This window comes from Pseudomonas sp. MWU16-30316, assembly GCF_020515645.1.
In the GTDB taxonomy this organism is placed as follows: Bacteria; Pseudomonadota; Gammaproteobacteria; order Pseudomonadales; family Pseudomonadaceae; genus Aquipseudomonas; species Aquipseudomonas cerasi.
In genome coordinates, this window is sequence record NZ_JAIZAZ010000002.1 from 423,743 (window position 1) to 448,315 (window position 24,573).

Genomic DNA, 24,573 nt, shown 5'->3' on the forward strand with positions numbered 1-24,573 from the left:
CTTTTTATTGTGGGTACTCCCTGTCACTTCGCCCTGTTCGACCTCAAGCCCGAGTTTCAGCTTGATCTTGACCAGCTGGCCACGCGCTACCGTGAGCTTGCGCGTAACGTGCATCCGGATCGCTTTGCGGATGCCCCCGAGCGTGAGCAGCGTGTGGCGCTGGAGCGCTCGGCCAGTCTCAACGAGGCCTATCAGACCCTGAAAAGCCCGCCGAAAAGGGCGCGCTACCTGCTGGCAATGAACGGCAACGAAGTGCCGCTCGAAGTCACGGTGCATGATCCCGAGTTTCTTCTGCAGCAGATGCAATTGCGCGAAGACCTTGAGGACTTGCAGGAAGAGGCTGATCTCGCCGGCGTTGCGACCTTCAAGCGTCAGCTCAAGGTCGCTCAGGACGAACTGAACCAGAGCTTCGCGGCCTGTTGGAATGATGCTGCACAGCGCGAGCACGCTGAAAAGCTGATGCGGCGTATGCAGTTTCTCGACAAGCTCTCTCACGAAGTGCGCCAGTTAGAAGAGCGCCTCGACGATTAACCCCGCGCGGCTTCGGCCGCGCGCCAGTGATTATTCTGAACAGCATGGCTTTACTGCAGATCGCCGAACCCGGCCTGAGTCCTCAACCGCACCAGCGTCGTCTGGCTGTGGGTATCGACCTGGGCACCACCAATTCTCTGGTTGCTGCAGTACGCAGCGGCCTGTCCGAACCGCTGGCCGATGCGGAGGGGCAGGTCATTCTGCCGTCTGCCGTGCGCTATCACGCTGATCGTGTCGAAGTAGGACAGTCAGCGAAGATCGCCGCCTCCCAGGACCCGTTCAATACCGTTCTGTCGGTCAAGCGTCTCATGGGGCGTGGCCTGACTGACGTCAAGCAACTGGGCGAGCAGCTGCCGTACCGGTTTGTTGGCGGTGAGTCGCACATGCCGTTCATCGACACCGTGCAGGGGCCGAAAAGCCCGGTCGAAGTGTCTGCCGACATCCTCAAGGTCCTGCGCCAGCGCGCAGAAGCCTCGTTGGGTGGCGAGCTGGTAGGCGCGGTGATCACCGTTCCTGCCTACTTCGATGACGCTCAGCGTCAGGCGACCAAGGACGCTGCCAGACTGGCGGGCCTCAACGTACTGCGCCTGCTCAATGAGCCCACGGCGGCGGCTGTCGCCTATGGCCTGGATCAGAAAGCCGAAGGTGTGGTTGCCATCTATGATCTGGGTGGCGGGACTTTCGATATCTCGATCCTGCGCCTGACCGGCGGTGTGTTTGAAGTACTGGCCACTGGCGGCGATACCGCTCTGGGTGGCGATGACTTCGATCATGCGATAGCTAACTGGATTGTTACTGATGCCGGTCTGTCTGCCGATATCGACCCTTCCGCGCAACGCAGCCTGCTGCAGGCTGCGTGCTCGGCCAAGGAAGCGCTGACTGACGCCGAGTCTGTCGAGGTCGCCTACGGTCACTGGCGTGGCACGCTGACCCGCGAGGCGCTCAATGCGCTGATCGAGCCTATGGTCGCGCGCAGTCTCAAGGCCTGTCGTCGTGCGGTGCGTGATACCGGTATCGAGCTTGAAGAAGTCGAAGCGGTGGTCATGGTCGGCGGTTCAACCCGAGTTCCACGCGTACGCGAAGCGGTGGCCGAGCTGTTCGGTCGTCAGCCGTTGACCGAGATCGACCCGGATCAGGTGGTGGCCATCGGGGCTGCGATCCAGGCCGATACTCTGGCCGGCAACAAGCGTGACGGTGGCGAGCTGCTGCTCCTCGATGTGATTCCGCTCTCGCTGGGGCTGGAAACCATGGGCGGTCTGATGGAGAAGGTCATTCCGCGCAACACCACCATCCCTGTGGCGCGTGGTCAGGAATTCACCACGTACAAGGATGGCCAGACGGCCATGAAGATTCATGTACTGCAGGGTGAGCGTGAATTGATCAGCGACTGTCGTTCGCTGGCGCGCTTCGAGCTGCGTGGCATCCCGCCGATGGTCGCGGGTGCGGCAAAGATTCGTGTCACCTTCCAGGTCGATGCTGACGGTCTGCTCAGCGTTTCGGCGCGTGAAATGGGCTCGGGTATCGAGTCGAGCATTCAGGTCAAGCCTTCCTACGGGCTGACCGATGACGAAGTCACCCGCATGCTCAAGGACTCCTTCGAGTATGCCGGCGACGACAAGGTCGCTCGTGTGCTGCGTGAGCATCAGGTTGATGCCGAGCGTCTGCTCGAAGCTGTTCAGGGTGCCCTGGATGCCGATGGCGAGCGTCTTCTCGACGAGGAAGAGCGCCTGGTCATCAATCTGCAGATGGACGAACTCCGTGAACTGATGCAAGGCACCGATGGTTATGCCATCGAGCAGCAGACCAAGCGTCTGTCGCAGGTAACCGATGCATTTGCTGCCCGACGCCTCGATTCGACGGTAAAAGCCGCACTGGCCGGGCGCAACTTGAATGAGATTGAGGAATAACTGATGCCGCAGGTGATTTTTCTGCCCCACGCCGAGCATTGCCCGGACGGGCTGGTTGTAGAAGTGGAGCCCGGCACGTCTATTCTCGACATTGCCCACGAGCACCACATCGAGATTGAAAGCGCCTGTGGTGGCGTGTGTGCGTGCACCACCTGCCATTGCATCATTCGCGAAGGTTTCGGTTCGCTGAATGAAGCCGATGAGCTGGAAGAAGACATGCTCGACAAGGCGTGGGGGCTGGAAGCGCAATCGCGTCTGTCCTGTCAGGCCATTGTCGGCAACGAAGACCTCACGGTCGAAATACCCAAGTATTCGCTCAACCACGCCGCTGAAGCGCCACACTGATTCAAGGATTGCTCATGAGTCTCAAATGGGTTGATGTGCAGGAAATCGCCATCCAGCTGGCTGAAAGCCACCCGGATGTCGATCCGCTGACTGTGAGTTTTCCCAGGCTGCGTAATCTGGTCATGGCCTTGCCTGAGTTCGATGACCACCCGGACCGTAGTGGGGAAAAGGTTCTCGAGGCGATCCAGGGGTTATGGATCGAAGAGGCCGATTGACGTTCAGTAACGTACGCAGTTAGGCAATACACCAGAACCCGCGTATAATTCGCGGGTTTAATTTTTCGCTTCAATCACTGCTTCTGGAGTTTCACCATGGCTGTTCAACGTACTTTCTCCATCATCAAGCCTGACGCCGTTGCCAAGAACGTAATCGGCGAGATCACCACTCGTTTCGAAAAAGCCGGTCTGCGCGTTGTCGCTTCCAAGCTGAAGCAACTGTCCAAGGCCGAAGCTGAAGGTTTCTACGCTGAGCACAGCGCTCGCGGTTTCTTCGGCGACCTGGTTGCTTTCATGATCTCCGGTCCGGTTGTCGTTCAGGTTCTGGAAGGCGAAAACGCTATCGCTCTGAACCGCGAGCTGATGGGCGCTACCAACCCTAAAGAAGCTGCTGCCGGCACCATCCGTGCTGATTTCGCTGATTCCATCGACGCCAACGCTGTTCACGGCTCCGATTCCGAAGCAGCCGCCGCTCGCGAAATCTCGTACTTCTTCGCAGCTACCGAAGTAACCGCTCGCTAAGTCATTTTTGACTGACGAGTGAAGGGTGAATTCATGATTGCATCGACTGGTAAAACCAACCTGCTGGGGCTGACTCAACAGGAAATGGAGAAATTCTTCGACTCTATCGGGGAGAAGCGCTTCCGTGCCGGTCAGGTCATGAAGTGGATTCACCACTTCGGCGTCGACGATTTCGACGCGATGACGAACGTCAGCAAGGCCCTGCGCGAAAAGCTCAAGGCCTGTGCCGAAGTTCGCGGTCCCGAAGTGGTCAGCGAGGACATCTCCAGCGACGGCACCCGTAAATGGGTGGTGCGCGTAGAGTCCGGCAGCTGTGTCGAGACCGTCTACATTCCGCAGGGCAAGCGTGGCACCTTGTGTGTTTCGTCCCAGGCGGGCTGTGCCCTGGATTGCAGCTTCTGTTCCACGGGCAAGCAAGGCTTCAACAGCAACCTCACCGCCGCCGAAGTCATCGGTCAGGTGTGGATTGCCAACAAATCCTTCGGCAGCGTCCCGGCGACCGTCGACCGTGCCATCACCAACGTGGTGATGATGGGCATGGGTGAGCCGCTGCTGAACTTCGACAATGTCATTGCCGCCATGCATCTGATGATGGATGACCTGGGGTATGGCATTTCCAAGCGCCGGGTGACCTTGTCCACCTCCGGTGTGGTGCCGATGATCGATGAGCTTTCCAAGCACATCGACGTGTCCTTGGCCTTGTCGCTGCACGCACCGAATGATGCGCTGCGCAACCAGTTGGTGCCGCTCAACAAGAAATACCCGTTGAAAATGCTTCTCGAGTCCTGCCGTCGCTATATGTCCAATCTGGGCGAAAAGCGTGTGCTCACCATCGAGTACACCATGCTCAAGGACATCAACGACAAGGTAGAGCACGCGGTCGAGATGATCGAACTGCTCAAGGACACACCTTGCAAGATCAACCTGATTCCGTTCAACCCGTTTCCGCACTCCGGTTACGAGCGTCCCAGCAACAACGCAATCCGTCGTTTTCAGGACCTGTTGCATCAGGCCGGTTATAACGTCACTGTGCGCACCACACGCGGTGAAGATATCGATGCTGCATGCGGCCAGTTGGTCGGGCAGGTGATGGACCGCACACGCCGTAGCGAACGCTACATTGCAGTGCGTGAGTTGAGCGCCGAGGCCGATGCGGCCCCTGTCGCGGTGACTCGAACCTGACTGCGAACCTGACCGAGAGAGACTCCATGCCTGTGCGTGCCTCGCTGCTGCTCTGTGTTGTCGTCCTGCTGACAGCGTGCGTGTCCACCGGTAACGTCAATCCGCTGACGACGGCCCAGGGGCGCGAGGAAGCGCGCAAGGCTTACGTGCAGCTTGGCCTGGGTTATTTCCAGCAGGGGCAGACCGAGCGCGCCAAGGTTCCGCTGAAAAAGGCGCTTGAACTCGACAGCTCGGATGCGCAGGCCAACGCCGCGCTGGCCCTGGTGTTCCAGACAGAGATGGAGCCGGAGCTGGCAGAGCAGTACTTTCGCAAGGCGTTGGCCGCCAGCAATAACGAAACACGTATCGTCAACAATTACGGCAGTTTTCTGTTCGAGCAAAAACGTTACAAGGAAGCCTACGAGCGTTTTGAACAGGCGGCTGCCGACAACCTGTATCCTGAGCGGTCACGGGTTTTTGAAAGCCTGGGCATGACCTCGCTGAAACTGGGCAACCGCGAGCAGGCTCGCGAGCATTTTACCAAGGCATTGCGCCTGGACCGTCAGTTGCCATTATCCTTGCTGGAAATGGCTCAGCTGTCCTACGAAGACAAGCAATATGTGCCGGCGCGTGACTATTACGACCGTTTTAGCCAACTCAGCGAGCAAAATGCACGTAGTCTATTGCTCGGTACACGGCTGGCGAAGATATATGATGATCGTAACAAGGCAGCCAGCTTTGGCCTGCTGTTGAAAAGACTCTATCCCGGTACGCCGGAATATCAGCAATACCTGTCGGAGCAATGATGAAAGCGGCGCATCCCGAAGTTGTAGCAACCAATCGCGTGAATCCTGGAGAAACCCTGCGCCAGGCCCGCGAGAGCAGGAGCTGGTCGCTGCCAGATGTGGCCTTGAGACTCAATCTCACCGTGACCTCCCTGACCAATCTGGAGAACGGCCAGTTTGAAAAGCTGCCTGGGCATACGTTTGCCCGGGGCTACGTGCGTGCCTACGCCAAACTGCTTGACCTTGATCAGGCGGCGCTGGTCGAACAGTTCGACCAGTTCACCGGCACTGACGGTAAGGGCAGTTCGGTCCACGCGCTGGGCCGTATCGAAGAGCCGGTCAGGCTGTCGCACAACATTCTGCGTATCGTCAGCCTGCTGTTGCTGGTGATCCTGGTCGGCGGTGGTTTCTTCTGGTGGCAGGATCAGGCGACCTTGCGCGGCAAGGATCAGTCCGGGCTGAACATGGAGCACGTCGAAGTCGAAAGTGCCGACGGCACCACGCAGATTCACCCGCTCGACGAGCCGGAAGAGCCTGCTGTGGCTGAAACGCCTGCCTCCGGACAAACTTCCTTGCCGTTGAATACCGGTGCGCCTGCCAGTGAGGCGCCAGCTGCTGCGCCAGCGGCCCCGGCTTCCAGCGTTACAGGTCATGCAACCGCACAACCACAAACACAGACGCCTGCTGCTGCCACGCCACCGGCGAGCACGCCGCAAGCCCCCGTTGCTGCGCCGACCGTGCCGTCGATGCCGACTGCACCTGCCGAGCAGCCAGCGCCTGTCGTGGCGGGTGCCGGTCAGGTGACCGTACAGTTCGTTGCCGATTGCTGGACCCAGGTCACTGACGGAAACGGCAAGGTGCTGGTCAGCGGCCTCAAGCGCAAGGGCGACAGTCTGGATGTCAGCGGCAAGCCGCCGTTGACCCTGCGTCTGGGCTATGCGCGTGGTGCGCAGGTCAGCTACAACGGTCAGCCTGTGGATGTAGCACCTTTTACCAGCGGCGAAACTGCTCGCCTGAAGCTAGGGCAATAAGTCATGCACGGCGAATCTCCAATCAAGCGTCGCGAATCCCGGAAAATATGGGTCGGTTCCGTACCAGTCGGCGGTGATGCGCCGATCGCGGTGCAAAGCATGACCAACAGTGATACCAACGATGTGGCCGCTACCGTGGCACAGATCAATCGTCTGGAAGCGGCGGGTGTCGACATCGTGCGTGTTTCGGTGCCTGACATGGACGCTGCCGAAGCATTCGGCCGCATCAAGCAGCTGGTCAAGGTGCCGCTGGTCGCCGACATCCACTTCGATTACCGCATCGCCCTGCGTGTGGCGGAGCTGGGCGTCGACTGTCTGCGTATCAACCCGGGCAATATCGGTCGTGAAGACCGTGTGCGGGCCGTGGTCGATGCTGCGCGTGATCGAGGCATCCCGATCCGTATCGGCGTCAACGCCGGTTCGCTGGAAAAAGACCTGCAGAAGAAGTACGGCGAGCCTACGCCAGAGGCCTTGGTAGAATCTGCGCTGCGCCATGTCGAGCATCTGGAACGCCTGAACTTTCCGGACTTCAAGGTCAGCGTCAAGGCTTCCGATGTGTTTATGGCCGTCGCTGCCTATCGCCTGCTGGCCAAGGAGATTGTTCAGCCGCTGCACCTGGGCATCACCGAAGCCGGTGGCTTGCGTTCAGGTACGGTGAAATCGGCTGTCGGTCTCGGTATGCTGCTCGCCGAAGGAATTGGCGATACTATCCGCATCTCGCTGGCGGCTGACCCGGTCGAGGAAGTGAAGGTCGGGTACGACATTCTTAAATCGTTGCGCCTTCGTTCGCGTGGAATCAACTTCATCGCCTGCCCGAGCTGCTCGCGGCAGAACTTCGATGTGGTCAAGACCATGAACGAGCTGGAAGGTCGCCTCGAGGATTTGCTGGTTCCGCTCGATGTCGCGGTCATCGGTTGTGTGGTCAATGGTCCGGGCGAAGCCAAAGAGGCGCATATCGGCCTGACCGGTGGTACGCCGAACCTGATCTACATCGACGGCAAACCCGCGCAGAAACTGACCAATGACAATCTCGTGAATGAGCTGGAACGCTTGATTCGCGAGAAAGCGGCTGAAAAAGCCGAAGCCGACGCCTCGGTCATCGTGCGCGGCTAACCCGGATTGCTAAGGATTTTCTGTGAGTAAGTCTCTACAAGCCATTCGTGGCATGAACGACATCCTGCCCGAGCAGACGCCGTTGTGGCGTCACTTCGAAGGCACTGTTGCCCGTCTGCTGGATAACTACGGTTACCGCCAGATTCGTATGCCTATCGTCGAATTCACCGAGCTGTTCAAGCGCTCCATCGGTGAAGTGACCGATATCGTCGAGAAAGAGATGTACACCTTCGCCGATCGTAACGGTGACTCTCTGACCCTGCGCCCTGAAGGCACCGCCGCATGCGTGCGTGCGGTCCTCGAACACGGCATCACTGGCGGCGGCCAGGTTCAAAAACTGTGGTACATCGGTCCGATGTTCCGTCACGAGCGTCCACAGAAAGGCCGTTATCGTCAGTTTCATCAGATCGGTGTCGAGGTTTTCAACCTGGACGGTCCGGATATCGATGCCGAGCTGATTGTCATGACCTGGCGCCTGTGGGGCCTGCTGGGCATTCGTAACGCCGTGAAGCTCGAGCTGAACAGCCTGGGCACCAGCGAGGCGCGTGCGCGTTATCGCGACGCGCTGGTCGAATACCTCTCGGCACGTCTCGACCAACTGGACGAAGACAGCCAGCGCCGCCTGAAAACCAACCCGCTGCGCGTGCTGGACACCAAGCACCCTGAAACCCAGGCTGTGCTGGTCGATGCGCCTAAACTGGCGGACTACCTGGATGACGAATCCCGCGTTCACTTCGAAGGCCTGAAGGCCCGTCTGGACGCCGCCGGTATCCCTTATGTGATCAATCCCAAGCTGGTGCGTGGCCTGGACTACTACAGCAAGACCGTTTTCGAGTGGGTCACCGATCAACTCGGTGCCCAGGGTACGGTCTGTGCGGGCGGTCGTTACGACGGTCTGGTCGAGCAGATGGGTGGCAAGCCTACTGCAGGCGTCGGTTTCGCGATGGGTATCGAGCGACTGGTTCTGCTGCTCGAAACCCTTGAGCAGGTGCCGGAAGAGATTGCCCGTCAGGTCGATGTCTACCTGTGTGCATTCGGCGAAGCGGCCGAGCTGGCGGCACTGGCACTGACCGAAAAGGTCCGTGATCAGCTGCCGACCCTGCGGTTGCAGGTCAACGCCGGTGCCGGCAGCTTCAAAAGCCAGTTCAAGAAGGCCGACAAGAGCGGTGCGCTGTTCGCACTGATCCTCGGCGAAGAAGAACTGGCGGCGAAGGTCATTGGCGTCAAGCCCCTGCGTGGCCAGGGTGAACAACAAAATATTGCCTGGGATGCTCTGTCAGAGCACCTGGCCTCCTGCGTCGTGCAGGGTTGAAGCTGATTTAACAGCCGTTTAGCGAATAGGAGTATTGGGGTGTCGGGTACCGAAGATGAAGAGCTGGCGGTAATGAAGGACTGGTGGCAGCGCAACGGCAAACCTCTGTTGACCGGCGGTCTGCTTGCGCTGGTCGTGGTTCTGGGTTGGCAGTTCTGGCACAGGTATCAGGCCAGCCAGTCGCAAGGCGCCTCGATGCTTTATCAGCAATTGCTGGAAACCGCACTGACGCCCAGTGGTCAGGCAGACACCGCACGTGTCGCCGAGATCTCCGGCAAACTGAAAAGCGAATTCGGTGGCACTACCTACGCACAGTTCGGTAGCCTGTTCGTCGCCAAGGTGGCGGTCGATGCTGGCAAGCTGGACGATGCCGCAGCCGAGCTGAAAACCGTGGCCGACAAACCTGCCAATGACACGCTGGGCGAGATTGCCCGTCAGCGTCTGGCACGCGTGCTGGCTGCGCAGAACAAGACCGATGACGCGCTGAAGCTGCTCGACGGCGATGCCGACAAGGCTTTCCTCGCCAGTCGTGAAGAACTCAAGGGTGACCTGCTGGTACAGCTGGGTCGTACCGACGAGGCGTATGCTGCATACCAAAAGGCCAAATCTGCTCTGTCCGAAGACGCAGCAGTGGGTGGCCTGCAAATGAAGCTCGACGATCTGGCGAAAGGGGATGCGTGACGTGATTCGTTGGAAACATGCAGCATTGCTGGCTCTGGCCATTCTGGCCGCGGGTTGCAGCAGCAACAGCAAAAAGGAATTGCCTCCGGCCGAGCTGACCGACTTCAAAGAAGAAGTGGTTCTGCACAAGCAGTGGAGCCGTTCCATTGGCGACGGTCAGGGTAAGACTTACAACATGCTCGTGCCGGCCATTGATGGCGACCGCATCTATGCGGCTGACGTCACGGGCGAAGTCGTGTCGCTGGACCGTCTGACTGGCGACGTGATCTGGAAGAAGGATCTCGACCTGCCCGTTTCCGGAGCAGTCGGCGTGGGCTACGGACTGGTGATGATCGGCACCCTCAAGGGTGAAGTGATTGCCATGGACGCCACGTCCGGTGAAGAAAAGTGGCGCGCTCGCGTCACCAGCGAAGTGCTGGCTCCGCCTGCCACCAACGGTTCCGTGGTCGTTGTCCAGACTCAGGATGACCGCATCGTCGGTTTCGACGCCTCTACCGGTTCGCAGCTCTGGATCTACGAAAGTACCCCGGCGGTGCTGACCCTGCGCGGTACCGGTGCTCCGCTGGCGACTAACCGTCTTGCCGTGGCAGGTCTGTCGACCGGCAAGGTCGTCGCTCTGGATATCACCAACGGCGTGCCGATCTGGGAGCAGCGTGTTGCCATCCCGCAAGGTCGCTCGGAACTGGATCGTGTGGTCGATATCGACGGCGGCCTGTTGCTGTCCGGCGGTACGCTGTACGTTGCTACCTATCAGGGTCGCGTCGCCGGTCTCGATCTGGAAAGCGGTCGTGTCCTCTGGCAGCGTGATGCTTCGAGCTACTCGGGTGTCGCCCAGGGCTTTGGCAGCGTCTATGCCACTCTGGCCTCCGGTACTGTCGAAGGTATCGACGAGCGTTCGTCCTCTGCACTGTGGAGCAACGAATCACTGGCTCGCCGCCAGCTCGGCGCGCCGGAAGTGTATTCCAGCTATGTAGCGGTCGGTGACATGGAAGGCTACCTGCACCTGTTGAGCCAGGTGGACGGTCGTTTTGTCGGTCGCGAACGTATCGACAGCGACGGCCTGCGTGCGCGTCCGCTGGTGGTTGGGGACATGATTTACGTGTATGGCAACAGCGGCAAACTGGAAGCCCTGACCATCAAGCAATAAGTGTCCATGCCCGGGGCCAATGGCCCCGGGTGCCCTTGCTTCGGCAAGGCTGCGGTGCCTTTGTGGCATCGCCCCGAACTCCGGCCGCTGCCCTGCAGCGGCTTTTGTATTTTCTGAAATAACGAAGTGGAGAGCCGCATGGTTCCCGTAATCGCCCTGGTGGGTCGACCGAACGTCGGCAAGTCCACCATGTTCAACCGCCTGACCAGGACTCGCGACGCCATTGTCGGCGATCTGTCCGGTCTTACCCGTGATCGCCAATACGGAGAGGCGAAGTGGCAAGGGCGCTCCTATATTCTGATCGACACCGGCGGTATCTCCGGTGACGAGCATGGCATGGACGAAAAGATGGCCGAGCAGTCGCTGCTGGCCATTGAAGAAGCCGATGTGGTGCTGTTTCTGGTGGACGCCCGTGCGGGCTACACCGCTGCTGATCAGATGATTGGTGAGCACCTGCGCAAGCGCAACAAGCGTTCCTACGTGGTTGCCAACAAGATCGACAACATCGACGAGAACCTGGCACGCGCCGAGTTCAGCCCGATGGGCCTGGGCGATGCCATCCCGGTGGCCGGTGCCCACGGTCGTGGTATCTCGCAGATGCTCGAAATCGCTCTGCGCGAATTCCCCAGGGACGAAGACGAGCCTGAAGAGGGCGTTGAGGTCGAGGAAGTCGCCGAAGGTCAGGAAGCCAAGCGCATTCCCGGCCCTAGCGAGAAAGACGGCATCAAGATCGCCATCATCGGTCGTCCCAACGTCGGCAAGTCGACGCTGGTCAACCGTATGCTGGGTGAAGACCGGGTTATCGTCTATGACGAGCCAGGCACCACGCGCGACAGTATCTACATTCCCTTCGAGCGTAACGAAGAGAAGTACACGCTGATCGACACCGCGGGTGTGCGCAAGCGCGGCAAGATCCACGAGGAAGTTGAAAAGTTCTCGGTGGTCAAGACGCTGCAGGCCATCAAGGACGCCAACGTGGTGATCTTTGTGATGGACGCCCGCGAAGGTGTGGTCGACCACGACCTGAACCTGCTGGGCTTCGCCCTTGAAGCGGGTCGTGCGCTGGTCATCGCGCTGAACAAGTGGGACGGCATGACGCCGGGCGAACGCGATTTCGTGAAGATCGAGCTGGAGCGCCGGTTGTTCTTCGTCGACTTCGCCGACATCCACTTCATCTCCGCACTGCACGGCACGGGCGTGGGCAACCTGTATCAGTCGGTACAGAACTCGTTCAAGTCTGCGGTAACCCGCTGGCCAACCAGCCGCCTGACGCAGATTCTCGAAGATGCGGTCAGCGAGCATGCGCCACCGATGGTCGGCAGCCGCCGCATCAAGCTGCGCTACGCTCACTTGGGTGGTGCCAACCCGCCGCTGATCGTGATCCACGGTAATCAGGTCGAGAAAGTACCCAAGTCCTACGTCCGTTACCTGGAAAACACTTACCGACGTGTGCTCAAACTGGTCGGTACGCCGATCCGTATCGAGTTCAAGGGCGGCGAGAACCCGTATGAAGGCAACAAGAACACGCTCACTGACCGTCAGGTCAACAAGAAGCGTCGGATGATGTCGCACCACAAGAAGGCCGACAAGAAGCGCCGCGACAAGCGCTGAGTCAGCATCTGGAAAAAGGCGCTTCGGCGCCTTTTTTTGTGTCCGTTTAATGGGCTATCCTGCCTGACCCCGTGCCGCCCGGTGCCGGGAGATTGCAGGGAAAGGGTTCCATGATCGACAGCAAGTTGCCCAACGTGGGCACCACTATCTTCACCGTCATGTCACAGCTGGCCGCCGAAACCGGAGCTATCAACCTGTCCCAGGGGTTTCCTGATTTTGACGGGCCGCAGGCGCTGCGTGATGCGGTCTGCCGACACGTCACTCAAGGCCATAACCAATACTCACCGATGACCGGGCTGCCTGCGCTTCGTCAGCAAGTTGCGGCAAAGATCGCCCGCAGCTACGGGCGTACGGTCAACGCGGACACTGAAATCACTATTACACCGGGTGCCACCCAGGCGATTTTCTGTGCGATCCATAGCGTTATTCGTGCTGGCGATGAAGTGATCATTTTCGACCCTTGTTATGACAGCTACGAGCCTGCCGTCGAACTGGCCGGTGGGCGCTGCGTTCATGTGCAACTGGGGCTGGATGACTTCTCCATCGACTGGCAAAAGCTCAGCGATGCGCTGAGCCCGCGTACCCGCATGATTGTCATCAACAGCCCGCACAACCCCAGCGGCGCTCTGATCAGTCGTTCAGAGCTTGATCGACTGGCCGCGCTGATCGCCGATCGCGACATTTACCTGCTCAGCGATGAAGTCTATGAACACCTGGTGTTTGACGGCGCACGCCACGTCAGTGTGCTCGACCACGAAGCGCTGTATCAGCGCGCCTTCGTCGTCAGCTCGTTCGGCAAGACCTATCACGTCACAGGCTGGAAAACCGGTTACGTGGTCGCGCCGCCTGCGCTGACGTCCGAACTGCGCAAGGTGCATCAGTATGTGAGCTTCTGTGGTGTCACGCCGTTGCAATACGCATTGGCCGACTTCATGGCCGAACACCCTGAGCATGTCGATGAACTGCCAGGCTTCTATCAGGCCAAGCGCGACTTTTTCTGCAGTCATCTGGCCGAGTCGCGTTTCAGCTTCCGGCCGGTGGGCGGGACTTATTTCCAGTTGGTCGATTACTCGCAGATCAGGCCCGACCTCAATGACGTCGACATGGCCTTGTGGATGACCCGTGAGCATGGCGTGGCGAGCATTCCGATTTCGGTGTTCTACCAGAGCCCGCCAGAAGGGCAGCGCCTGATCCGCCTGTGCTTCGCCAAACAGGAAGAGACGCTGCGTCTGGCGGCGGAGAAACTATGCGCGATATAAGCGGGCTGCCCAACCTCAACCTCGCACTGATCCAGACCACGCTGGCGTGGCATGATCGCGAGGCCAATCTCGAGCATTTCGAGCCATTGCTGGATCAGGCGCGCGGCGCGGACCTGGTGATCCTGCCAGAGATGTTCACCACCGGGTTCTCGATGGAGTCCGAGGCCCTGTCAGAGCCGGAAGCCGGGCCTACATCGCTATGGCTATTGGCGCAGGCCAGGCGTATCAACGCCGTGGTGACCGGCAGCGTCATGATGCGCGCTGCCGATGGCAGTCATCGCAATCGCCTGTTGTGGGCGCGGCCAGACGGTGAACTGCTGCATTACGACAAGCGTCATCTGTTTCGCATGGCCGGTGAACACGAGCACTACACGCCGGGTGATCGCCAGGTGATGTTTGAGCTCAACGGCTGGCGTGTACGCCCGCTGATCTGCTATGACCTGCGCTTTCCGGTCTGGAGCCGTGACGCCCAGGACACCGATCTGTTGCTGTACACCGCCAACTGGCCGGGCGCACGGCGTCTGCACTGGAACCGCCTGCTGCCCGCCAGAGCCATTGAAAACCTGTGCTACGTGGCGGCGGTCAATCGCGTCGGGTCGGACGGCAAGGGCTTTGCGTACACCGGTGACAGTCAGGTCCTGGATTTTCAGGGCGAGAGCCTGTTGAGCGCGGGCGAAGCGGATGGAGTGTTCAGGGCGACGCTCAGCGCGGCAGACCTGCAAGCCTACCGTACGCGGTTTCCGGCTGGGCTGGACGCGGACTCTTTCAATATTCAATAAAAGTACTTCAGAATGTTTCCAGTCGGCCGATAGCTGTTCCAGACTTCCAGGAGACCGTCATGACTACTATCAATACCTCCACGCTGAACAGTTACTCAAGCTCGTTTACTCTAACGGTCAAGCCTACTGATGCTGAAACGGCCAAGACCGCGACTGCTGCCGCCACCACGACTACCGAAACGGAGAAAAGCTCTGATCAGGCGTCAACTGAAGGTGGCAAGGCCGGTGCAGCGGGTGGCGGCGGCAGCGTGGGTGGCTCCAGCGAATCGTCTCTCAATCAGACGATCGAGCAGATAAAGCAGCAGATCAAGGACGCTCAGAAGCAACTCGCCGAGCAGAAGGCGCAGCTGGCTGCTGCTCAAAGCGGTAAAGGGTCAGCGGAAGAGAAGGCGCAGAAATCCATGGCGATTCAGGGCCAGATCGCGACCATCAGCGCCAACCTGCAGACGTTGCAGGCCTCGTTGCTGCAGCTGGAAACCGGTGGCGGTGTAAACACCACCGCGTGATATCGCCTGCTTTGCGTCCGAAGTGACGCTCATCATGCCCGCGCACAGTGTTGCGTGGGCATTCAGCTGCTTGCGCCCCTGATCAGGCGGCGCAGCGTCCAGCGTTGCCTGTCACTCGTTCACGTTCATGAACTTACGGGCCCACTCTACGTAGTCTTCAGGCTGCGTGTAGGTGTGGGTCAGTTCAGTCGCACTCATGTTCGATTCGTTGCCCAGTATCTGACGCTGCTCGCGCAGGCAGTCATAGGTGGCCTTGATCGCCGCGAAGTACGCTGCGTGGCCATGCACGCAAATCCTCACACCCATCTCGGCAAGGCGCGCGTTGTCGTGCAGTTCCGGGTTGCCGTACGTCACCAGCATCAGCGGTACGGTCACGCCTTCGGATATCTGCGCCAGGTGATCAAAGTCCCGAATGCCGACGATGGTAATGCCGTCAGCCCCGGCAGCCTGATACTGCTGAACCCGGCTGATGGCTTCCTGAACCGGAATGATCGCTGCGTTGGTACGAGCGAAAATCGACATCTCTGGATCGACGCGAGCCTCCAGCGCTGCGCGGATCTTGCCAACACCTTCGGCAGTGGAAATCAGATCAGTGGATTTGCGTCCGAACTGTGCCGGCAGCAGGGTATCTTCGATCGTCAGTGCAGAAATACCGGCACGTTCCAGTTCGACAACGGTGCGCATGACGTTAAGGGCATTGCCATAACCATGGTCTGCGTCCGCGATGACCGGGAGCTGTGCGACACGGCCGATGCGCGTGGCCTGTTCAACGAATTCGCTCAGGGTGATCAGGGCGAAGTCAGGGGCTGCCAGGACTTGCAGCGACGCCACGGAGCCGCCGAGGATGCCTACTTCAAAGCCCAGATCCGCTGCGATTCGCGCTGACATGGGGTCGAACACCGAGGCTGTGTGAAAGCAAGCGTTCGACGAGGTGAGCGCACGGAAGCTACGGCGCAAATCTTGATGGGAAGCCTTGGGCATAATCGCTCCAAATGTGATTGGATCAGCTCAGCGTACCGAGGCCGATGGTAATTTCAATGCACGGTGGGTCTGCCCGAGCATTCTTTTCGTCCGGAAATCAATGCAATAGTCGTCTTGGTTTTATAGGAAAGGTGCAGCTGGCAGGTAAGTCCGAGCAGGCATCGTCAGCATATGAATTGCTGTTGGATTGGGCGCGCTCTGGAGTAAGGGCAGCATGCTACCACAGCATAAATGAAAAAGATTATGCCGAAACAGGCAGGGTCATGCGCGGAATGCAAGAGGCTGGTGCAGTGTGAGGCGGGGAGGGAAGAGGGCGATGCGGATGACGGACCTGCGTCCGCCATCCGGCTATCGAATCAGGCCGCTTTGGCCTGGGTCTGGCTGAGTGAACGATTCAGGGCACTGAACAGGGCGCGGAAGCTCGCCGTGGTGATGTTTTCATCGATGCCCACGCCATGGACGGCGCGTTCGCCATTCACGCGCAGCTCGATGTAGGCGGCCGCCTTGGCGGTGGTACCCGAGCCGATCGCATGCTCGTTGTAATCCATGATTTCCACGGCCACCGGCAGACCGGCAACCAGTGCTTCCAAGGCGCCCTTGCCCTTGCCGCGCCAGTGCTGGGTTTCGCCGTCGACGTGCACCTCGGCATCCACCGAGCTGTTGCCGTTCTCCTCCTGCAACTTATGGCTGATCAGCGCATAAGGAACGTTGGCTTGCAGGTACTCACGACGCAACAGCGAGTGAATCTGCTCGGCCGTCATCTCCAGACCCAGACGATCGGTTTCACCCTGAACCACCTGGCTGAACTCGATCTGCATGCGGCGTGGCAGGGAGATGCCATATTCCTGTTCCAGCAGGTAAGTGATGCCACCTTTGCCCGACTGGCTGTTGACGCGAATCACCGCCTCGTAGCTGCGACCGATGTCGGCCGGGTCAATCGGCAGGTAAGGCACTTCCCACAACTCGCCTTCCTTCTGCTGGGTGAAACCCTTGCGAATCGCATCCTGGTGCGAACCGGAGAACGCGGTGTGCACCAGGTCGCCAACGTACGGGTGACGTGGGTGCACAGGAATCTGGTTGCATTCTTCGACGACCTTGCGCACACCGTCGATATCCGAGAAATCCAGCTCCGGGTTGATGCCTTGGGTGTAAAGGTTCAGGGCCACGGTGACCAGATCGACGTTGCCGGTCCGCTCGCCGTTACCGAACAGGCAGCCCTCGACGCGATCTGCGCCGGCCATCAGGCCCAGCTCGGTAGCGGCAACGCCCGTACCACGGTCGTTGTGGGTATGCAGGCTGATCAGCACGCTGTCGCGGCGGGTAATATTGCGGCCGAACCATTCGATCTGGTCAGCGTAGATATTGGGTGTCGCCACTTCCACGGTGGCCGGGAGGTTGAGGATCACCTTGTTCTCAGGCGTCGGGTTCCACACTTCGATCACCGCATCGCAGACTTCCTTGGCGAATTCCAGCTCGGTCGCACTGAAGGTTTCCGGCGAGTACTCGAAGGTCCACTGGGTTTCAGGCTGTTGTGCTGCATATTTGACGAACAGCTTGGCCGCGTTGACCGCGATCTCTTTCACCCCGGCCTTGTCCTGATTGAAGACGATGCGGCGGAATGACGGGCTGGTCGCGTTATACAGGTGAACAATGGCCTTTTTCGCGCCGCGCAGCGATTCGAAGGTGCGGGCGATCAGGTCTTCGCGAGCCTGGGTCAGTACCTGGATGGTGGTGTCATCCGGGATATGTCCGTCTTCGATCAGGGTACGCACGAAGTCGAAGTCAGTCTGCGAAGCCGATGGAAAGGATGCCTCGATTTCCTTGACGCCAACGCTGACCAGGGTTTTCCAGAAGCGCAGTTTCTTGGCCGCGTCCATGGGTTCGATCAGCGACTGGTTGCCGTCGCGCAGGTCGGAGCTGCACCAGATCGGCGCTGCATCGATGGTCCTCGAAGGCCAGGTGCGGTCAGGCAGATCAATGGTCGGGAACGCACGGTACTTCTTCGAAGGGTCTTTGAGCATGGTCATCAGGAAATCCTTTTGTATTCACGGGGCCGGGGTTGGGCGGCCTGCCGTTCTGGATAGATAGCACAGGGAATTGCGAACACAGGGACGAGGCACAGCATGCTAGCCAGGCAGTCGGGCGCTGACCAGGCTGAGGCACCGGTGTTGGCGCAACAGAATAAGGGTTTGAGAGGTTTTCATGAGGCCAACCGTAACCATTGGCATGGATGATGGCAAGCACTTGAAAAAGATTGGAATAAATTCTCGAAAATACGCCTTTGACGATTTTTTATAGCGGTATTTAAAGCGTTATATCCAGGTTATTGTTGGTCGAAAGCGATGTGCGCAAGTGAGGGCTTGCGTGAGCGAACGCCGTAACGCTCGCTCACTAACAGGCTTACGGCTGAAAAGCGCCGATGAAGATCGCCGGGTCCACGCGCGCATCGTTGAGGCTGACGTTCCAGTGCATGTGCGGCCCGGTTGCGCGACCGGTGGCGCCGACCTTGCCGACCACTCCGCCACGCGGGACGAGGTCGCCGACCTTCACGTCGATCTTCGACATATGGCAAAACATGCTGATGAAGCCTTGCCCGTGATCGACGAATACGGTGTTGCCATTGAAGAAGTAATTGCCGGTCAGGATGACCTTGCCCGCTGCCGGGGACTTGATCGGTGTGCCGGCCGGAACCGCGAAGTCGAGTCCCGAATGCGGGTTGCGCTCTTCGCCGTTGAAGAAGCGACGCACGCCGAATTTGCTCGACAGCGGGCCGTTGACCGGCTTGTCCAGAATCAGGTTGCTTGGCGTGCCTGGGCTGAAACTGCGGTAAGCGCGCAGTTGTTCGGCCAATTCGCCCTCGATGCGTTTGTTGTCTTCAGGGTTGGGATTGACCTGACGTTTGTTCTTGAGCGTGATGTGCTGCTCCGGGTATTTCTTGCTGCCAACGGTGAAGTTGAGCGTGCGCCCGCCGGACGTGACTTGCTGAGTGCCGGGTTTGACGGTCAACGGAATGCCCACGATGGCCAGCCAGCGCGTGCCCTGTTCCTTGACCACCAGCACCGGTTTGCCTTGATAGGTGGCGGTCGGAGCCTGAGCGCCAGTGCCCAGATCGACAACCGCCACGCCGCCTGGCACCGGTTTGTCGAGTGCGCGGGTAATAAAGCTGTCAGCGTGAGCGGGAAGACAGAGCAGCAGGGCGAACAGCGGGGCGATAAAACGTAGCATCAGGCAGTCAGTCCAGAAGGGAGAGGGTCACGGGTGTGAGGTGATTGTCTTCAACGCGCACTTGCAGTTCGCCTTCGCCGAGCCTGGCGGTAAGCCGTTGGCCCGTTTGCGTCTGTGCCGCGCTGCGGATCGCATGGCCGCGCTCGTCGAGCAGGATGCTGTAACCGCGTCCCAGTGTGGCGAGCGGGCTGACCACGTTGAGGGTCTGCACCTGACTTTGCAGTTGCAGCTTGCGCGCCTTGATCTGTTCACGAATGGCTCGCGGCAGACGCTCGGCCAGGGCATCCAGACGTTGGCGCAAAAAGGCCAGGGTCCGGCCCGGGTGCTGGGCAGCAAGGCGGCTCTGCAGGTGCGCCAGACGCACTTGGCGTTGATGCATGTTCTGTTCGAAGGCGCGGCGCAGGCGCATGTCCAGATCATCCAGCCGTTGCGACTGTTGACGCAAGCGCTCGCCAGGGTGGCGCAGACGCCGGGAAATACCCTCCAGACGCAGCCGCTCGCGCATCAGGCGGTCCTGCATGCGGCTGACCAGTCGCCGGTGCAGGTTGTCGACGCGTCGATGCAGGTCGCTGGAATCCGGGGCGAGCAGTTCGGCGGCAGCGGAGGGCGTCGGTGCGCGCACGTCGGCGACAAAGTCGCTGATGGATACATCGGTTTCATGCCCGACAGCGCTGACAATCGGCGTCACGCACGCGTCGATGGCGCGGGCGACAGCTTCTTCGTTGAAGCACCACAGGTCCTCCAGCGAGCCGCCACCACGGGCCAGGATCAACGCATCGAAGCCCCTGCTGTCGGCCAGCTTCAGCGCGCGGACAATCTGGTTGATCGCCTCGCGACCCTGAACGGCTGTGGGAATCAAGGTCAGCTCGACCCGCGGCGCGCGACGGCGGAACACGCTGATGATGTCGCGGATCACCGCACCGGTCGGAGAGCTGATAATCCCGATACGTTGCGGGTGCAGCGGCAGTGCGACCTTGCGCTCGGCGCTGAACAGGCCTTCGTCGCTGAGCTTGGCTTTCAACGCATCGAATGCCAGGCGCAACGCACCATCACCGGCAGGTTCCACCGTGTCGAGAATCAACTGATAGTCGCCGCGGCCTTCAAACAGCGAGACCTTGCCGCGCACCTTGACCTGCAAGCCGTCCTTGAGCGCCTGACGCACACGCGCCGCGCTCTGCCGGAACAAGGCGCAGCGGACCTGCGCGCCAGAGTCCTTCAGCGTGAAGTACACATGGCCCGACGCCGGGCGCGAGAGGTTGGAGATCTCCCCCTCGACCCAGATACTGCTGAACACGTCTTCCAGCAGCACACGGGCACGGCCGTTGAGCTGGCTGACAGTAAGGACTTCCCGGTCGAGGCCGAGTCTTGCGAAAGGGTCTTTGATCATGTCCGGCATCATAATGGCAATGCCGGTCTGGCGCACAGGTCTGTCTCGTCGGTAAAGGCAGGATTGCTTCTTGACCTGAATGGCCAGCCTATTAAGCTGCGGCCTCGAACAGCTTTAAGCGACGCTCCGTTATGAACACCCAAAGCATCATCGTCCCGCAAATTTCCACCTTTCCCGGGCACGAGGCCAGGGCGCGGCTGATCCTGCGCTGGCTGGTCAAGCTCGATGTGGTCGAGCCGGAGCTGACCACGTGTGGACGCACCTATAACAAGATGGCCTACGCAGTGGCACCCGGAGCGAAGCGGGTGGTGAAGAACCCCGATGCGTTGCCGTTCGGGCAGGTCGTCAATGGCCTGGAAGTCGTCACCAAGCGCTGCATCTATACCCCGCTGAACGACTTTGCCGAAGAGGCCGGTTGCCCGGAGTGTCGCCGCGAAGTGGGGGAGGCGCTGTTCGACAGCCTGGAAGACTGGATGCCCGGTCATACCGATAATTTCACCTGCCCCGAATGCCGCCACGAAGATGACATCAACGGCTTTCTTTTTCTCGACGCCTGCGGGTTTTCCAACCTCGGTTTCATCTTCAATAACTGGCTGGATGCGTCGTTCACGCAGACCTTTCTGGATGACTTCGCCGAACGTCTGGATCGCCCGGTCTCCTGCGTTAATGTGCGTCTATAAACAGCTTTGATAATAGGCTGAGGTTTACATTGAGCCGGGCGGGGTCTGTGGGTATAATGGCGCGCTTCCAATTTCCCGCCCGGGAGCCCCCGCGATGCTGCGTATCAGTCAAGAAGCCCTTACATTCGACGACATTCTCCTTGTGCCCGGTTATTCCGAGGTACTTCCCAACGAAGTCAGTCTGAAAACCCGTTTGACCCGTGGCATCGAGCTGAATATACCTTTGGTCTCTGCTGCAATGGATACAGTCACCGAGGCCCGTCTGGCAATTGCCATGGCCCAGGAAGGCGGTATCGGTATCATCCACAAGAACATGACCATCGAGCAGCAAGCTGCCGAAGTGCGCAAGGTCAAGAAGTTCGAGGCCGGCGTCGTTAAAGACCCGATCACGATCGAAGCCGACGCCACTGTTCGCGATCTGTTCGAACTCACCCGCATGCACAACATTTCCGGCGTACCGGTTCTGCACAATGGCGACCTGGTCGGCATCGTGACGTCACGCGACGTACGCTTCGAAAACCGTCTTGATGTCCCTGTTCGCGAAGTGATGACGCCCAAAGAGCGCTTGGTCACTGTGCGCGAAGGCGCCGACAAGAACGAAGTGCGCGAACTGCTGCACAAGCACCGTCTGGAAAAAGTCCTGATCGTCGACGGCAACTTCGCGCTCAAGGGCATGATGACCGTCAAGGACATCGAAAAAGCCAAGGCTTACCCGCTGGCCAGCAAGGACGATCAGGCTCGCCTGCGCGTCGGCGCTGCAGTCGGTACCGGCAAGGACACCGGCGAGCGCGTCACCGCACTGGTCGCGGCTGGCGTTGACGTCGTGGTCGTCGATACCGCTCACGGCCATTCCAAAGGCGTGATCGACCGCGTTCGCTGGGTCAAGGAAAACTTCCCTCAGGTGCAGGTCATCGGCGGCAACATCGCCACCGGCGAAGCAGCCAGGGCACTGGTTGCCGCAGGCGCCGATGCAGTCAAGGTCGGTATCGGCCCGGGCTCCATCTGCACCACGCGTATCGTTGCCGGTGTCGGCGTGCCGCAGATCAGCGCCATCGCCAACGTCTCCGCTGCCCTTGAAGGCACTGGCGTGCCGATGATCGCCGACGGAGGTATCCGCTTCTCCGGTGATCTGTCCAAGGCTATCGTGGCTGGCGCCTCCTGCGTGATGATGGGCTCGATGTTCGCCGGTACTGAAGAAGCGCCAGGCGAGATCGAACTGTTCCAGGGTCGTTCCTACAAGGCCTATCGCGGCATGGGTTCGCTGGGTGCGATGTCCCAGGCGCAAGGCTCTTCCGATCGCTACTTCCAGGATTCGTCCGCAGGTGCCGAGAAACTGGTGCCGGAAGGTATCGAAGGCCGTGTGGCCTATAAAGGTCCGTTGTCGGCCATCATCCATCAGTTGATGGGCGGCCTGCGTTCCTCCATGGGTTACACCGGCAGTGCCGACATCGAGCAGATGCGCACCAAGCCCGAGTTCGTTCGCATTACTGGCGCCGGTATGGCTGAGTCCCACGTCCATGACGTGCAGATCACCAAGGAAGCGCCGAACTATCGCGTCGGTTGATCCGGACTGCATCGGGGTGTTTGCCTCGATGCAGGCCAGCAAGTTTCATAGCCGGGGCTGTTGACGCAGCCCCGTGTCGTTTCTGTTTTTTGACGAGAATGAGTCATGGCCCTCGACATTCACGCCCACCGTATCCTGATCCTCGACTTCGGTTCCCAGTACACCCAGCTGATCGCCCGCCGCGTGCGCGAAATCGGCGTGTATTGCGAGCTGCATCCGTTTGACATGGACGACGAAGCGATCCGCGAATTCGCTCCAAAAGGCGTGATCCTCGCCGGCGGCCCCGAGTCCGTACACGAAGCCGACAGCCCGCGCTGCCCGCAAGCGGTATTTGACCTGGGTGTGCCGGTTTTCGGTATCTGCTACGGCATGCAGACCATGGCCGAGCAGTTGGGCGGCAAGGTTGCCGGTTCCGAGCTGCGCGAGTTCGGCTACGCTCGCGTTGACGTAGTCGGCAAAAGCCGTCTGCTCGATGGTATCGAAGACCATATCGACGCCGACGGCCTGTTTGGCCTCGACGTATGGATGAGTCACGGTGACAAGGTCACCAAACTGCCGGAAGATTTCCACATTCTGGCCAGCACCCCGAGCTGCCCGATTGCCGGTATGGCTGACGACGCGCGCGGTTACTACGGCGTGCAGTTCCACCCGGAAGTGACCCACACCAAGCAGGGCGGTCGCATCCTGTCGCGCTTCATCCTCGACATCTGTGGCTGTGAAGCACTGTGGACCCCTTCGAAGATTGCTGAAGACGCTATCGCTCAGGTTCGCGCTCAGGTCGGTACTGACAACGTGTTGCTGGGCCTTTCCGGCGGCGTTGACTCCTCCGTGGTCGCGGCGCTGTTGCACAAGGCCATCGGCGATCAACTGACCTGCGTATTCGTCGACAACGGCCTGCTGCGTCTGCATGAAGGCGAGCAAGTGATGGCCATGTTCGCCGAGAATATGGGCGTCAAGGTGATCCGCGCCAACGCCGAAGAACAGTTCCTGAATAACCTGGCAGGCGAGAGCGATCCAGAGAAGAAGCGCAAGATCATCGGCCGCACCTTCATCGACGTGTTCGATGCCGAGTCCTGCAAGCTGGACAACATCAAGTACCTGGCGCAAGGCACCATCTACCCGGACGTGATCGAGTCGGCTGGCGCGAAAAGCGGCAAGGCCCACGTCATCAAGTCGCACCACAACGTGGGCGGCCTGCCGGAAGAAATGAACCTCAAGCTGGTCGAGCCACTGCGCGAACTGTTCAAGGACGAAGTCCGCCGCCTGGGCCTCGAACTTGGCCTGCCCTACGACATGGTCTACCGCCACCCATTCCCCGGCCCAGGCCTGGGCGTGCGCATCCTCGGCGAAGTGAAGAAGGAATACGCCGACCTCCTGCGTCGTGCCGACCACATCTTCATCGAAGAACTGCGCAAGGCCGACTGGTACCACAAGGTCAGCCAAGCGTTCGTAGTGTTCCAGCCGGTCAAATCAGTGGGCGTCGTCGGCGACGGCCGCCGCTACGCCTGGGTCGTCGCGCTGCGCGCGGTCGAAACCATCGACTTCATGACCGCTCGCTGGGCACACCTGCCTTATGAGCTGCTGGAGACGGTGAGCGGCCGGATCATCAACGAGATCGAAGGGATTTCGCGGGTGACTTACGATGTGTCGAGCAAGCCGCCGGCTACGATTGAGTGGGAGTGATCTGGCGTCCGGCATTGTCCGGCACCCACTAGCAAGAAATGCTCTGGAGCCCGCGTAATTGCGGGCTTTTGGCTTTTTGGGTCTGGCAAATTCTGGAAGCTTTGTGCATCGCCAAGCACTGTTGTTATGTGGCGTGCCCTATCAAACA

General features: G+C 59.8%; 23 protein-coding genes. 19 read left to right on the forward strand and 4 right to left on the reverse strand.

Annotated features, from left to right (window positions below; all coding sequences use genetic code 11):
• Positions 1-9 precede the first annotated feature (9 nt).
• The 16 genes from hscB to LCH65_RS08805 all read left to right on the forward strand — a co-directional run bounded on the left by hscB (position 10) and on the right by LCH65_RS08805 (position 14,905).
• Positions 10-531 carry a co-chaperone HscB gene (hscB, locus tag LCH65_RS08730; protein WP_002552478.1) on the forward strand — a complete coding sequence of 174 codons (522 nt, stop codon included), beginning with the start codon at positions 10-12 and terminating at the stop codon, positions 529-531.
• 44 nt (positions 532-575) lie between these two features.
• A complete protein-coding gene (gene hscA, locus LCH65_RS08735) occupies positions 576-2,438 on the forward strand; it encodes a Fe-S protein assembly chaperone HscA (protein WP_058416007.1) in 1,863 nt (620 codons plus the stop codon).
• Between the two features lie 3 nt (positions 2,439-2,441).
• Positions 2,442-2,783 (forward strand): ISC system 2Fe-2S type ferredoxin, encoded by a 342-nt coding sequence (fdx, locus tag LCH65_RS08740; protein ID WP_003433456.1) that lies wholly within the window; start codon positions 2,442-2,444, stop codon positions 2,781-2,783.
• Between the two features lie 14 nt (positions 2,784-2,797).
• On the forward strand, positions 2,798-2,998 hold the full coding sequence (gene iscX, locus LCH65_RS08745; RefSeq protein WP_002552481.1) for a Fe-S cluster assembly protein IscX: 201 nt from the start codon (positions 2,798-2,800) through the stop codon (positions 2,996-2,998).
• 96 nt (positions 2,999-3,094) lie between these two features.
• Positions 3,095-3,520: a nucleoside-diphosphate kinase gene (ndk, locus tag LCH65_RS08750; RefSeq protein WP_002552482.1), complete on the forward strand. Its 426-nt coding sequence runs from the start codon at positions 3,095-3,097 to the stop codon at positions 3,518-3,520.
• A gap of 33 nt (positions 3,521-3,553) precedes the next feature.
• Positions 3,554-4,702 carry a 23S rRNA (adenine(2503)-C(2))-methyltransferase RlmN gene (rlmN, locus tag LCH65_RS08755; RefSeq protein ID WP_003433455.1) on the forward strand — a complete coding sequence of 383 codons (1,149 nt, stop codon included), beginning with the start codon at positions 3,554-3,556 and terminating at the stop codon, positions 4,700-4,702.
• Between the two features lie 26 nt (positions 4,703-4,728).
• Positions 4,729-5,487 carry a type IV pilus biogenesis/stability protein PilW gene (gene pilW, locus LCH65_RS08760; RefSeq protein WP_003409116.1) on the forward strand — a complete coding sequence of 253 codons (759 nt, stop codon included), beginning with the start codon at positions 4,729-4,731 and terminating at the stop codon, positions 5,485-5,487.
• Positions 5,487-6,497, forward strand: a complete 1,011-nt coding sequence (locus LCH65_RS08765) for a RodZ family helix-turn-helix domain-containing protein (protein WP_058416008.1) — start codon at positions 5,487-5,489, stop codon at positions 6,495-6,497. The genes pilW and LCH65_RS08765 overlap by 1 nt, the downstream gene beginning before the upstream one ends.
• A 3-nt stretch (positions 6,498-6,500) precedes the next feature.
• Positions 6,501-7,610 carry a flavodoxin-dependent (E)-4-hydroxy-3-methylbut-2-enyl-diphosphate synthase gene (gene ispG / locus LCH65_RS08770; RefSeq protein ID WP_003365075.1) on the forward strand — a complete coding sequence of 370 codons (1,110 nt, stop codon included), beginning with the start codon at positions 6,501-6,503 and terminating at the stop codon, positions 7,608-7,610.
• Positions 7,611-7,632: 22 nt separating this feature from the next.
• Positions 7,633-8,922, forward strand: coding sequence for a histidine--tRNA ligase (gene hisS, locus LCH65_RS08775; protein WP_003365074.1), 1,290 nt, complete (start codon positions 7,633-7,635; stop codon positions 8,920-8,922).
• Between the two features lie 39 nt (positions 8,923-8,961).
• Positions 8,962-9,603 carry a tetratricopeptide repeat protein gene (locus LCH65_RS08780; RefSeq protein ID WP_002552488.1) on the forward strand — a complete coding sequence of 214 codons (642 nt, stop codon included), beginning with the start codon at positions 8,962-8,964 and terminating at the stop codon, positions 9,601-9,603.
• Complete coding sequence (bamB, locus tag LCH65_RS08785) at positions 9,596-10,750, forward strand: outer membrane protein assembly factor BamB (RefSeq protein ID WP_042930335.1); 1,155 nt, start codon at positions 9,596-9,598, stop codon at positions 10,748-10,750. Before LCH65_RS08780 ends, bamB begins: the two co-directional genes overlap by 8 nt.
• A 138-nt stretch (positions 10,751-10,888) precedes the next feature.
• Entirely contained in the window at positions 10,889-12,361 is a 1,473-nt protein-coding gene (gene der / locus LCH65_RS08790; RefSeq protein WP_003365072.1) for a ribosome biogenesis GTPase Der, read from the forward strand.
• Between the two features lie 110 nt (positions 12,362-12,471).
• Positions 12,472-13,620: a pyridoxal phosphate-dependent aminotransferase gene (locus LCH65_RS08795; protein ID WP_003365071.1), complete on the forward strand. Its 1,149-nt coding sequence runs from the start codon at positions 12,472-12,474 to the stop codon at positions 13,618-13,620.
• Complete coding sequence (locus LCH65_RS08800) at positions 13,608-14,399, forward strand: amidohydrolase (protein WP_024662103.1); 792 nt, start codon at positions 13,608-13,610, stop codon at positions 14,397-14,399. The genes LCH65_RS08795 and LCH65_RS08800 overlap by 13 nt, the downstream gene beginning before the upstream one ends.
• Before the next feature lie 59 nt (positions 14,400-14,458).
• Positions 14,459-14,905 (forward strand): FlxA-like family protein, encoded by a 447-nt coding sequence (locus LCH65_RS08805; RefSeq protein ID WP_054080731.1) that lies wholly within the window; start codon positions 14,459-14,461, stop codon positions 14,903-14,905.
• Positions 14,906-15,016: 111 nt separating this feature from the next.
• On the opposite strand, the gene LCH65_RS08810 is transcribed toward LCH65_RS08805, so the two are convergent.
• The 4 genes from LCH65_RS08810 to xseA all read right to left on the reverse strand — a co-directional run bounded on the left by LCH65_RS08810 (position 15,017) and on the right by xseA (position 20,498).
• Entirely contained in the window at positions 15,017-15,886 is an 870-nt protein-coding gene (locus LCH65_RS08810; protein WP_003365065.1) for an oxaloacetate decarboxylase, read from the reverse strand.
• 356 nt (positions 15,887-16,242) lie between these two features.
• A complete protein-coding gene (gene leuA, locus LCH65_RS08815; RefSeq protein ID WP_058416009.1) occupies positions 16,243-17,913 on the reverse strand; it encodes a 2-isopropylmalate synthase in 1,671 nt (556 codons plus the stop codon).
• Between the two features lie 373 nt (positions 17,914-18,286).
• The gene (locus LCH65_RS08820) at positions 18,287-19,111 is read right to left on the reverse strand and encodes a M23 family metallopeptidase (protein ID WP_003365059.1); all 825 of its coding nucleotides are present in this window, start codon (positions 19,109-19,111) and stop codon (positions 18,287-18,289) included.
• A gap of 7 nt (positions 19,112-19,118) precedes the next feature.
• Positions 19,119-20,498, reverse strand: coding sequence for an exodeoxyribonuclease VII large subunit (gene xseA / locus LCH65_RS08825; protein WP_161937151.1), 1,380 nt, complete (start codon positions 20,496-20,498; stop codon positions 19,119-19,121).
• A 131-nt stretch (positions 20,499-20,629) separates the two neighbouring features.
• On the opposite strand from xseA, the gene LCH65_RS08830 reads away from it, so the two are divergent.
• From LCH65_RS08830 to guaA, 3 genes are all read left to right on the forward strand, one after another.
• Positions 20,630-21,178, forward strand: coding sequence for a hypothetical protein (locus LCH65_RS08830; RefSeq protein WP_054080733.1), 549 nt, complete (start codon positions 20,630-20,632; stop codon positions 21,176-21,178).
• Between the two features lie 94 nt (positions 21,179-21,272).
• Entirely contained in the window at positions 21,273-22,742 is a 1,470-nt protein-coding gene (guaB, locus tag LCH65_RS08835) for an IMP dehydrogenase (protein WP_003433443.1), read from the forward strand.
• Between the two features lie 105 nt (positions 22,743-22,847).
• Positions 22,848-24,425, forward strand: coding sequence for a glutamine-hydrolyzing GMP synthase (guaA, locus tag LCH65_RS08840; RefSeq protein ID WP_003433442.1), 1,578 nt, complete (start codon positions 22,848-22,850; stop codon positions 24,423-24,425).
• Positions 24,426-24,573 lie beyond the last annotated feature (148 nt).

What these genes read in the sequence shown, in the direction of transcription:
- guaA (WP_003433442.1), top strand. Translation starts at nt 22,848, where the DNA reads ATGGCCCTCGACATTCACGCCCACCGTATCCTGATCCTCGACTTCGGT.
- fdx (WP_003433456.1), top strand. Translation starts at nt 2,442, where the DNA reads ATGCCGCAGGTGATTTTTCTGCCCCACGCCGAGCATTGCCCGGACGGG.
- pilW (WP_003409116.1), top strand. Translation starts at nt 4,729, where the DNA reads ATGCCTGTGCGTGCCTCGCTGCTGCTCTGTGTTGTCGTCCTGCTGACA.
- LCH65_RS08805 (WP_054080731.1), top strand. Translation starts at nt 14,459, where the DNA reads ATGACTACTATCAATACCTCCACGCTGAACAGTTACTCAAGCTCGTTT.
- bamB (WP_042930335.1), top strand. Translation starts at nt 9,596, where the DNA reads ATGCGTGACGTGATTCGTTGGAAACATGCAGCATTGCTGGCTCTGGCC.
- LCH65_RS08830 (WP_054080733.1), top strand. Translation starts at nt 20,630, where the DNA reads ATGAACACCCAAAGCATCATCGTCCCGCAAATTTCCACCTTTCCCGGG.
- der (WP_003365072.1), top strand. Translation starts at nt 10,889, where the DNA reads ATGGTTCCCGTAATCGCCCTGGTGGGTCGACCGAACGTCGGCAAGTCC.
- LCH65_RS08795 (WP_003365071.1), top strand. Translation starts at nt 12,472, where the DNA reads ATGATCGACAGCAAGTTGCCCAACGTGGGCACCACTATCTTCACCGTC.
- leuA (WP_058416009.1), bottom strand. Translation starts at nt 17,913, where the DNA reads ATGACCATGCTCAAAGACCCTTCGAAGAAGTACCGTGCGTTCCCGACC.
- ndk (WP_002552482.1), top strand. Translation starts at nt 3,095, where the DNA reads ATGGCTGTTCAACGTACTTTCTCCATCATCAAGCCTGACGCCGTTGCC.
- iscX (WP_002552481.1), top strand. Translation starts at nt 2,798, where the DNA reads ATGAGTCTCAAATGGGTTGATGTGCAGGAAATCGCCATCCAGCTGGCT.
- xseA (WP_161937151.1), bottom strand. Translation starts at nt 20,498, where the DNA reads ATGATCAAAGACCCTTTCGCAAGACTCGGCCTCGACCGGGAAGTCCTT.
- LCH65_RS08765 (WP_058416008.1), top strand. Translation starts at nt 5,487, where the DNA reads ATGAAAGCGGCGCATCCCGAAGTTGTAGCAACCAATCGCGTGAATCCT.
- LCH65_RS08810 (WP_003365065.1), bottom strand. Translation starts at nt 15,886, where the DNA reads ATGCCCAAGGCTTCCCATCAAGATTTGCGCCGTAGCTTCCGTGCGCTC.
- hscA (WP_058416007.1), top strand. Translation starts at nt 576, where the DNA reads ATGGCTTTACTGCAGATCGCCGAACCCGGCCTGAGTCCTCAACCGCAC.
- LCH65_RS08820 (WP_003365059.1), bottom strand. Translation starts at nt 19,111, where the DNA reads ATGCTACGTTTTATCGCCCCGCTGTTCGCCCTGCTGCTCTGTCTTCCC.
- guaB (WP_003433443.1), top strand. Translation starts at nt 21,273, where the DNA reads ATGCTGCGTATCAGTCAAGAAGCCCTTACATTCGACGACATTCTCCTT.
- ispG (WP_003365075.1), top strand. Translation starts at nt 6,501, where the DNA reads ATGCACGGCGAATCTCCAATCAAGCGTCGCGAATCCCGGAAAATATGG.
- LCH65_RS08800 (WP_024662103.1), top strand. Translation starts at nt 13,608, where the DNA reads ATGCGCGATATAAGCGGGCTGCCCAACCTCAACCTCGCACTGATCCAG.
- rlmN (WP_003433455.1), top strand. Translation starts at nt 3,554, where the DNA reads ATGATTGCATCGACTGGTAAAACCAACCTGCTGGGGCTGACTCAACAG.